The sequence below is a fragment of the Aeromonas sp. ZOR0002 genome (assembly GCF_963866995.1).
Lineage (GTDB): Bacteria > Pseudomonadota > Gammaproteobacteria > Enterobacterales > Aeromonadaceae > Aeromonas > Aeromonas caviae.
The window spans coordinates 1-8866 of the sequence record NZ_CAWMFQ010000192.1; the positions used below are offsets into that span (position 1 = coordinate 1).

Here is an 8866-nt window from a genome sequence, read left to right on the forward strand (position 1 = left end):
TGCCCTGGTACCGAGCGGTACCACCAACACCGCCTCCGTTCATATGCTCTGAGCATCTTCTAATCACCAAGAGCCTCCGATGTGGTACATCGGGGGTTCTGTATATCGGGGGTAATATGGTCTCCCTAGCTGTGATCTCTCTGCAGGTTGTTCACTCGGGGCATTACCGGAGAATTGGAGGCGCCAACCAAACTAATCGTCGGAGATGTGCGAGTGAACAACCATAAAAATGTCCACTTAACCGTCTTTGGTCGACAGCTTCTTGTCCGGCGCGTCCTTGAACAGGGCCTGCGTGTTGAAGAGGAGGATCACGCTGCCGAGTCACTATCCGAGCAACTGACAAGTGGCTCACTCGATATCGCAAGGAGGGACCTGATGGCTTGCTCGGTCACTCTTCTTGCCCCCATGCCATTGATGACCAGCGCCAACAGGGATTATCGAACTGCGCAAGCATCAACAAACCTATCGACCCATCAGTCATGGGCTGGTGGTGCTAGCCTGCGTGTAAATGTAAACCATCATGCCGCATCAATCGTGCCATCGGGCGTTTCCCACAGGTCTCACCCATCTCTCGCAGCTAAGCGTAAGAACTAGCTAGGCAGGATGTGGCGGAAGCGCCATTTGGTGTTTCTGGCATGGGGTCGACCCGGCAAGCGGCGAGATATTGTTCGGTCTATTGCTGGGCCGGGATGGCCGAATGCGGTTGGTCTATGGGCTGTTGATTGGTGCTTTCTACAGAGATGAGCATTGAGGACTCGTTTGGTTTTGTTTGAATTCTACTGCAATGCATTGAAATATAACTACAAATTGAACTTCTGCTGTTTATGGTCACGAACTTCTGCATGTTGTGTTTCACATATGAAACAGCGGACTGGCTTTACTGGTTTTTTTGCGGCCAAAGCGGATGAAGTCCTGACCCTTCAGTTACTCACACGAACAGCGTTGCTATCTGTAGCAATGCCCTCAAATTTCACCATGTCCCAATTGTGTACCAAGCTCACCGGCATTAAAGCCATAAGCCCATGCAAATCAAAGCATTAAAAAAGAGGTATTGCAAAACGTGGAAGTAGAACGTGGGCCCGCTGGCCGGGTGCGCTGATGTGCTCATGTTGCTCGAAAGGAGTATCCGATGACGGCGGCGCCTGGCGCCTGGGTGGGGGTGCCATGCACCGCAATTGCCTGCATGGTAAACCATCGCGCTGGCAGAGCGAAGTCCGGGGCGTTCGCCTGGCGCTTTAATGGGCAGTGGGCGTTGTCCGTGAGCCTGGTCATCCCATCGGTCCGGCTCAGGGCTGGGGAAAGTGAGGGGTCAGGGTATTGAGGTCCAGCAGGGTGAAGTAGCCGCCCTCCTCGGGATACCAGCCGCCGGTGTCGATGTAGTGGACGTTGCCAAGGCGCACCGGCACCCTCACCGGAGTGTGGCCCACCACCAGGGCGGCGAGATCCGCGACCCCGTCCTCGTCCAGCCGTTCGATACGGCGCCTTGACCAGAGGCAGACGTTCTTGATGGCCCGAAGTCGTCCGCCGCTCACTCCGGCATCGAGTTGGTCCAGCAGCCCCTGCCAGGAGGAGAAGGGGCAATCGGCGTGAAGCAGCCCGACGGGTCCCTGGCTGGTCTGCACCTCGATGGCCAGGGGCAGGCTGCGGTAGTGGACGGCGAACGCCGCCTGCTCGGCAGGGGTCAGCTGCTGAAACCAGCCGCCGCCGTTTCGGATCCAGTTCTCCCGATCGCAGCTCTCGTAACGGCAGACGTAGTCGTCGTGATTGCCGCAGACCGGGTGAAACCAGGGCCTGGCCAACCAGTGGATCACCTCGCTGCACTCGGGCCCGCGATCCGCCAGATCCCCGACGCTGAAGAGACGGTCCCGGGCGGGATCAAAATCCAGGGTGTCGAGGGCCTGCTGCAACAGGGCGAAGTGGCCGTGGATGTCGCCGACGGCCAGATCGCGCCCCTGGGCGTTTTGGGGGAAGCGTCTTATCAGGGGGGAGGGGGTCATGGCGTCTCCTGCCTCTATCCCGGACGGGGATGTTTTGTCTGCCTGTACATAAGGTTACAGAAGAAAAGTGGCGAGCGGGCAGGGCCTGGTAAATCATGGGATTGCCCCCGTGAACGTGCGGCGTCACGCGCCGCCTCTGGGGGAGTCACTCCGGGAGGGCGCCTTGTCCGCCCGCTTTCGGAGCCTCTCTTTCTCCACGCTTTTTGACAGGAATCTTGAATGCGGCGTCAGCTGTTGATCTGGATAGGCCCCCTGTGCAGCCTGCTGCTGCTGGGGGCGGCCTTGACCGTCCTCTATCATTTGACCCACCTGTGGCACTGGCACGACATCCGCCAGGCCATCTGGTCACAACCCTTGCCGCAGTTGGGGGGCGCCCTGCTGCTCACCCTGCTCAGCTATGGCTGCCTCTGCTGCTACGATCTGCTGGCCCTGAAGGTGCTGGACAAACGCCTGCCCTGGCAGCAGGTGGGGATGACCTCCTTCATCGCCTACACCTTCTCCAACACCCTGGGCTTTGCACTGCTTACCGGCTCCTCGGTACGCTACCGGCTCTACTCCTCCCTGGGGCTTGGCACCGGGGAGGTGGCCAGGGTGATCCTCTTTTGCTCCATCACCTTCTTCCTCGGTCTGCTGGGCTGGGGGGGCAGTGCCCTGCTGCTGGGGCAGGGGGCGGCCCTGCTGGTGGACTGGCCCCGCTGGGCGACCGGGTTGTTGCAACTGGCGGGGGGCCTGGCCCTGCTGACGGTGCTGGCATATCTGGTGTGGCCGGGGGCTGCCCTGGTCTGGCGCGGACACCCGCTGTTCCTGCCGCGCATCAGATACCGCCTGCTGCAACTGCTCATCGCCCTGCTTGACTGGATGGCCGCCGCCGCCGTGCTCTATGTGCTGCTGCCATCGGGCAGCGTGCCCTATCCGGTGCTGCTCAGTGCCTTCGTGCTCTCCAGTCTGCTCGGGGTGCTGGCCCATGTGCCGGGGGGCATCGGGGTCTTCGAGGCGAGCATGAGCCTGCTGCTCACCCACTATCTGCCGGTGGACAAGCTGCTCGCCTCCCTGCTTATCTACCGCTGCGTCTACTACTTCCTGCCCTTCCTCTGTGCCCTGCTGCTGTTCGCAGGTCAGGAGCTGCTGCAACAGCGGGCCCGCCTGCACCGGCTGCAGGGGGTGATGATGGCGACCCGGGAGTTTGTGCCCGCCCTGGTGAGCATGGGTACCTTCGCGGCGGGCACCCTGCTGCTCTGCTCCGGGATGATCCCCACCATGAAGGGGCGCATCGAAGCCTTCCTGCAGGTGTTGCCCCTGCACCTGCTGGAGCTCTCCCATGTGCTCGGCAGCGTCAGCGGCGTGTTGCTGCTGTTGCTGGCCCACAGCCTCTACCGCCGTCATGACGGGGCATTCAGGATCACCCAGTGGCTGCTGGGGCTTGGCATGCTGTTCTCCCTGTTCAAGGGGTTTGACTGGGAGTCCGCCCTGCTGCTCGGGGGCTTCTTGCTCATCATCACCCCCTGCCGCCCTCTCTTTTATCGCAAGGGTTCCCTGCTTCACGCCCGGTTCACCCCTTCCTGGCTGATGTCGGTGGGGGCCGTGCTGCTGGGGGCCTTGTGGTTGCTGCTCTTCTCCTACCGCCATGTGGAGTACGACCCCTCCCTCTGGCTGCACGTCTCGGCCCACGGGCCCGGGGCCGCCTCCCGCGCCCTGCGCGCCATGGGGAGTGTCATCGGCGTGCTGGCGGTGGTCGGGGTGGCCCATTTGCTGGCCCCCTTGCGCCTGCCCGTCGGCAAGCCGGATGCCGAGGTGCTCTCCCGTGCCCATGGGCTGGTGATGCGGGCAGGGGGAGGCCACGGCTACCTGGCCCAGCTCGGGGACAAGTCCCTGCTGTTCCACCCCAGCGGCGAGGCGTTCCTCATGTACGGGGCCGAGGGCAGCAGCTGGATAGTGATGGGGGATCCCGTCGGCCAGCCCTCCCTCGTGGAGGAGCTGCTCTGGCAGTTTCGCGAGCGCTGTGACGAGCACGACGTCAGCCCGGTCTTCTACCAGGTGTCGGCCCGTTATCTGCCTGTCTATCTGGATCTCGGGTTCATCCCCTTCAAGCTGGGGGAGGAGGCCATCGTGGATCTGCCGAGCTTCGATCTCGCCGGCAGTCGCCTGCGCAACCTGCGCCAGAGTCACGCCAAGGGCAAGCGGGAAGGGCTGCGCTTCGAGGTGGTGGCCCCCGGTGAGATTGCCCCCCTGCTGCCCGAGTTGAAGGGGATCTCCGACAGCTGGCTGCACAGCAAGCAGGGCAGGGAGAAGGGCTTCTCCGTGGGCAGTTTCGATCCCGCCTACCTCACCCTCAACCCGATGGCGCTGGTGCGGCGGGAGGGGCAGATCGTCGGGTTTGCCAACCTCTGGACCAGCGACAACAAGGAGAGCCTCTCCATCGATCTGATGCGCTACAGCCTGGACACGGGGGCGGCGCCGGTCATGGATTTCCTGTTCGTCGAGCTCCTGCTGTGGGGCAAGCAGGAGGGTTATGCCAGCTTCAACCTGGGGATGGCCCCCATGTCAGGCTTCAACGACAACCCCCTCGGCGGTTACTGGGCCCGCCTTGGCAACACCCTGTTCACCCGGGGCAGCCGTTTCTACAACTTCCAGGGATTGCGGCGTTACAAGGAGAAGTTCGGCCCAAGGTGGGAGCCCCGCTACCTGCTCTGTATCGGTCATCTGGTGCTGCCCCGCACCCTGACTCACCTCGTCTCCCTCATCAGTCGCGGCCCCTTCGGGCTCATGAAGAAATAGGAGTTGGCCCATGAGAGCCATGTTGTTGCTGTTGATTTGCTGTTTCGTCTCTTCGTTCACCTTGCCGGCGGTGGCCGCCCAGCCGGGCCGGGTCGGCGCGGATCTGGGGCTGGTGGAGTTGCCGGTGGCGCAAGCCTCGTCCGCCCCCATGGTGGTCTTCATGAGCGGGGATGGCGGCTGGGCGGCGCTGGACAAGGGGCTCAGCGCCCAGTTGCAGGCCCACGGCATGCCGGTGGTGGGTTGGAGTTCGCTCTCCTATTACTGGAAGAAGAAGACGCCGGAGCAGGCGACGGCGGATCTGGTGCGCATCCTCACCGAGTACCAGTCCCGCTGGGGGCGCCAGCGCTGGCTGCTGGTGGGCTTCTCCTTTGGTGCCGAGATAGTGCCCTTTGTCATCAATCGTCTGCCGCCAGCCTATCGCGACAGCCTAGCGGGGGCGGTGATGCTCTCCCCCTCGACGGCGTCGGATTTCGAGATCCACGTCAGCGACATGGTGGTGCACGACAAGGGGGGCCGCTATCCCACCCTGCCGGAAGTGACACGGATCCAGACTCTGCCGCTGCTCTGCGTGCAGGGAGCGGAGGACGACTCCCCGGTCAAACTCTGTCCGCGCTTGCAGCAGCCGAACGTGACGACGGTGACCCTGCCGGGCTCCCACCACTTCGACGACAACTACCAGACCCTGTACCAGCAGATTGCCGGGCACCTGGGCCTGGCCCAATAACGGCGAGAGGCCGGGAAAACGACACAGGGCGGCCAATGGCCGCCCTGTTGCTATGGCCCCTTGCAACTGTCCAGGGGGCTGGCATGCCGGGATCAGAGCAGATCTTCGAGCTGGTACTTCTTGAGCAGGGTGTTGAAGGTGCCGTCGGCCTTGACGCTCTCGATGGCGGCATCGAAGCGGGCCTTGAGCTTGTCATCGTGTTTGCGAAGGGCCACCGCCACCCCTTCTCCCAGGATCTTGTCCTGGGTGCCGTTGAACTGGGGACCGACGAACGCGAACTGCTTGCCCATCTCCTTGTCGAGGAAGCCCACCTTCAACTGCACCATGTTGCCGAAGGTGTAGTCGGCGCGGCCGGACTGCAGATCCAGCATGGGAGACTGGGCGTTGACGTAGCGCTTGATCTTGGCCACCTCGCCATAGCGGGCGGTGACGAAGTTGTCCTGGGGGGTGCCCTCCTGCACCGCGATCACCTTGCCCTTGAAATGGGCCGGATCGTCTGCAAAGTCGGCTGCCTTGTCGCTGCGCCCCACGAAGCGGTTCTGCATCATGTAGTAGACCTGGCTGAAGTCCACTTTCTGGCGCCGCTCGTCCGTGATGTTCATGGAGGACATGATGGCGTCGTACTTGCGCACCTGCAGGCCCGGCAGCAGGGCATCCCAGGGCTGGTTGATCACTTCGCACTCGGTCTTCATGGCCACGCACAGGGCATAGGCCAGATCGACCTCGAAGCCGCCGAGCTTGCCATTGCTGTCGACCATCTCGAAGGGGGGATAGGTGGCATCGGTGGCGATCACCAGGGGTTTGGCGGCGGCCTGGCCGGCGGTGGCCAGGGCCATCAGCATCATCAGTGTGTTGAGTTTCATGGTCAGTCCCTTGAAGTGTGGTGTCATTCCTAGCGTGCTAAAGGGTGCCGGCCTCAAGGGCCGACGGCTATCTTGCGATGGGTGAGGGCCGGCAACTGGCTGCGCACCGTGCGCTGTGCTGCCAGATCCAGGGTGGCGATGGCAATGCCCTGACCCTCCTCTACCTGGGCCAGTATCCGGCCCCAGGGATCGATGATCATGCTGTGGCCGAAGGTGCGCCGCCCACCGGGGTGGTGTCCCCCCTGGGCACTGGCAAACACGAAAGCCAGGTTCTCTACCGCCCGGGCCCGCAGCAGCAGCGCCCAGTGCGCGAGCCCTGTGGTGTGGGTGAAGGCCGCGGGCAGGGCGATGAAATCGGGGGCGGGCCCCAGGCGAAACAGCTCCGGGAAGCGCAGGTCGTAGCAGATCCCGAGGCGCAGCACGCCCCAGGGCAGGGGATGGCTCACCACCTCCCGGCCCGGGGTCATGGTCGCGGCCTCGTCATACTGCTCCTGCCCGGTGCAAAAGCCAAACAGGTGCAGCTTGTCGTAGCGGCTTGCGAGCTGCCCTTGCGGGTCGATGAGCAGGCTGCTGTTGTGCATCTTGCCGGGCTCGTGGCTGGCAAGCGGCAATGTGCCGGCCAGGATCCAGACGCCGAGCTCCCGGGCCAGCCCCTGTACCCAGGCCAGCAGGGGGTGATCGTCAACGGGGGCGGCCAGGGCCACCCGCGCCCGCTCATCGACCGGCATCAGGTAGAAATATTCGGGCAGCAGGGCCAGCTCGGCCCCCTCGGCCGCGGCCTGACGCAGCAGGGCTTCGGCCTGGGCCAGGTTGTGGTCAAGGTCATCCCCGGAGACCATCTGGAGGACGGCAACGCGCAGTGAATCCATGGTGCCCCCTAGACGCCGCACAGGCGCTCGGCGCCCGCCAACAGGGTGTCGTCATCCTTGGAGAAGGAGAGGCGGATGACCCGCTGATCCGTGCCGTCGTGATAGAAGGCGGAGACCGGAATGGTGGCGACCCCGTGATCGCGGATGAGCCGCTGCACGAACAGGCTGTCCGGCTCGTCGCTTACCCGCTCGTAGCTCGCCAGCATGAAGAAGCTGCCCGCCGAGGGGAGCAGGGTCAGGCGCGAATCCGCCAGGGCCGAGGCGAGCAGGTCACGCTTGCGCTGGTAGAAGGCTGCCAGCCCCTGATAGTGGGCCGGTTGCTGCAACAGGTGGGCGAAGCCGTACTGCATGGGGGTGTCGGCGGCGAACATGGCGAACTGGTGCACCTTGCGGATCTCCTCCATCAGGGGACGGGGAGCCACGCAGTAGCCCACCCGCCAGCCGGTGACGTGGAAGGTCTTGCCGAAGGAGAAGACGGCGACGGAGCGCTCCACCAGCTCCGGATAGCGGATGACGCTCTGGTGCAGGGCGCCGTCGAACACCACGTGCTCGTACACCTCGTCCGAGAGGATCAGGATGTCGGTGCCGCGCACCAGGCGGGCGAGGCGCTCCTGATCCCCTGCCTGCCAGACGGTGCCGGTGGGGTTGTGGGGGGTGTTGAGCACTATCATGCGGGTGCGGGGGGTGATGCGGGCGGCCACCTCGTCCCAGGGAATGGCGAAATCCGGCGCCTTGAGGGCGATCACCACAGGGGTGGCTCCCTGCAACTGGATCATGGGGCGGTAGCTGTCAAACGCCGGCTCGAACATGATCACCTCGTCGCCGGGGTGAACCAGGGCGGTGATGGCGCAGAACAGGGCTTCGCTGGCGCTGGCGGTGATGGTGATCTCGTCGCCCGCGTCATAGTGATGGCCGTAGCTGGCTGCAATCTTGGCCACCAGTTGTTCGCGCAGGGCAGGCAGCCCCGTCATGGGGGCGTACTGGTTTTCACCGGCCAGCATGGCCTCGTGGGTCACCCGGATGAGCTCGGGATCGCAGGGGAAGCTCGGCGCCCCCTGGGAGAGGTTGATGCTGGGGTGGCGGGCGGCCAGATCCCCGATCACGGTGAAGATGGTGGTGCCCACCTGGGGCAGTTTGCTGGAAACCTGGGGGATGGACATGGGGCCGTCACCTGCGTGTGTGAAAGAGGTCCCTTTTTAGCCCCCCCAAGGCTTGCCGGACAACGGATTATTCGGCATGGTATGCATGAGTTTTTCTCAAGCATGGAGGCTTGTCATGTTGTCTACCCAGCCGCGTACTCAGTTGCCTCTCTATGGCCTGCAGGTCTTCGAGTGTTCTGCTCGCCACCTGAGTTTTACCCTGGCCGCCGACGAGCTGTGCGTGAGCCAGGGGGCGGTGAGCAAGCAGATCGCCCAGTTGGAGGCGCGCCTGGGCCACCTGCTGTTCGTGCGCGGCACCCGTTGTCTCACCTTGACCCCCGCCGCCGAGCGGCTGCTGCCTTTTGTTCGCGAAGGGCTGGCCCGCATGGGGGAGGGGCTCAGCGCCTTGCAGACCCTGCCCCACGAACAGGCCATCAGCATCAAGGTGCCCTCCTGCGCCAGCCGCTGGCTGCTGCGGCGGTTGCAGGCGTTCGAGGGG

The 8866-nt window shown here is 63.8% G+C and carries 7 protein-coding genes and 1 pseudogene; 4 read left to right on the forward strand and 4 right to left on the reverse strand.

The genetic code is table 11. The features are described 5' to 3' along the window. Positions 1 to 213: 213 nt before the first annotated feature. Positions 214 to 487: pseudogene (locus AACR77_RS11645) on the forward strand (leucine zipper domain-containing protein); the annotation flags it as partial. Positions 488 to 1286: 799 nt separating this feature from the next. Here the strand turns inward: AACR77_RS11645 and AACR77_RS11650 are convergent. Continuing rightward, positions 1287 to 1997, reverse strand: coding sequence for a metallophosphoesterase (locus AACR77_RS11650; protein WP_042881595.1), 711 nt, complete (start codon positions 1995 to 1997; stop codon positions 1287 to 1289). Positions 1998 to 2216: 219 nt separating this feature from the next. Between AACR77_RS11650 and mprF the strand changes: the two genes are divergently transcribed. Together mprF and AACR77_RS11660 are read left to right on the forward strand one after the other, a co-directional pair. Further along, a complete protein-coding gene (gene mprF / locus AACR77_RS11655) occupies positions 2217 to 4772 on the forward strand; it encodes a bifunctional lysylphosphatidylglycerol flippase/synthetase MprF (protein WP_042881597.1) in 2556 nt (851 codons plus the stop codon). A gap of 10 nt (positions 4773 to 4782) precedes the next feature. Continuing rightward, on the forward strand, positions 4783 to 5496 hold the full coding sequence (locus AACR77_RS11660) for an AcvB/VirJ family lysyl-phosphatidylglycerol hydrolase (protein ID WP_042881598.1): 714 nt from the start codon (positions 4783 to 4785) through the stop codon (positions 5494 to 5496). A gap of 92 nt (positions 5497 to 5588) precedes the next feature. On the opposite strand, the gene AACR77_RS11665 is transcribed toward AACR77_RS11660, so the two are convergent. From AACR77_RS11665 to AACR77_RS11675, 3 genes are read right to left on the reverse strand one after another with little or no spacing between them, the layout of a single operon-like run. Next, positions 5589 to 6359: an ABC transporter substrate-binding protein gene (locus AACR77_RS11665; protein WP_042881600.1), complete on the reverse strand. Its 771-nt coding sequence runs from the start codon at positions 6357 to 6359 to the stop codon at positions 5589 to 5591. Between the two features lie 53 nt (positions 6360 to 6412). After that, positions 6413 to 7228 (reverse strand): carbon-nitrogen hydrolase family protein, encoded by an 816-nt coding sequence (locus AACR77_RS11670; RefSeq protein WP_042881602.1) that lies wholly within the window; start codon positions 7226 to 7228, stop codon positions 6413 to 6415. 8 nt (positions 7229 to 7236) lie between these two features. After that, entirely contained in the window at positions 7237 to 8388 is a 1152-nt protein-coding gene (locus AACR77_RS11675; protein ID WP_042881604.1) for a methionine aminotransferase, read from the reverse strand. A 115-nt stretch (positions 8389 to 8503) separates the two neighbouring features. On the opposite strand from AACR77_RS11675, the gene AACR77_RS11680 reads away from it, so the two are divergent. Beyond that, positions 8504 to 8866 (forward strand): LysR family transcriptional regulator (locus tag AACR77_RS11680; protein WP_231563216.1); only part of this gene is annotated, 363 nt, incomplete at its 3' end.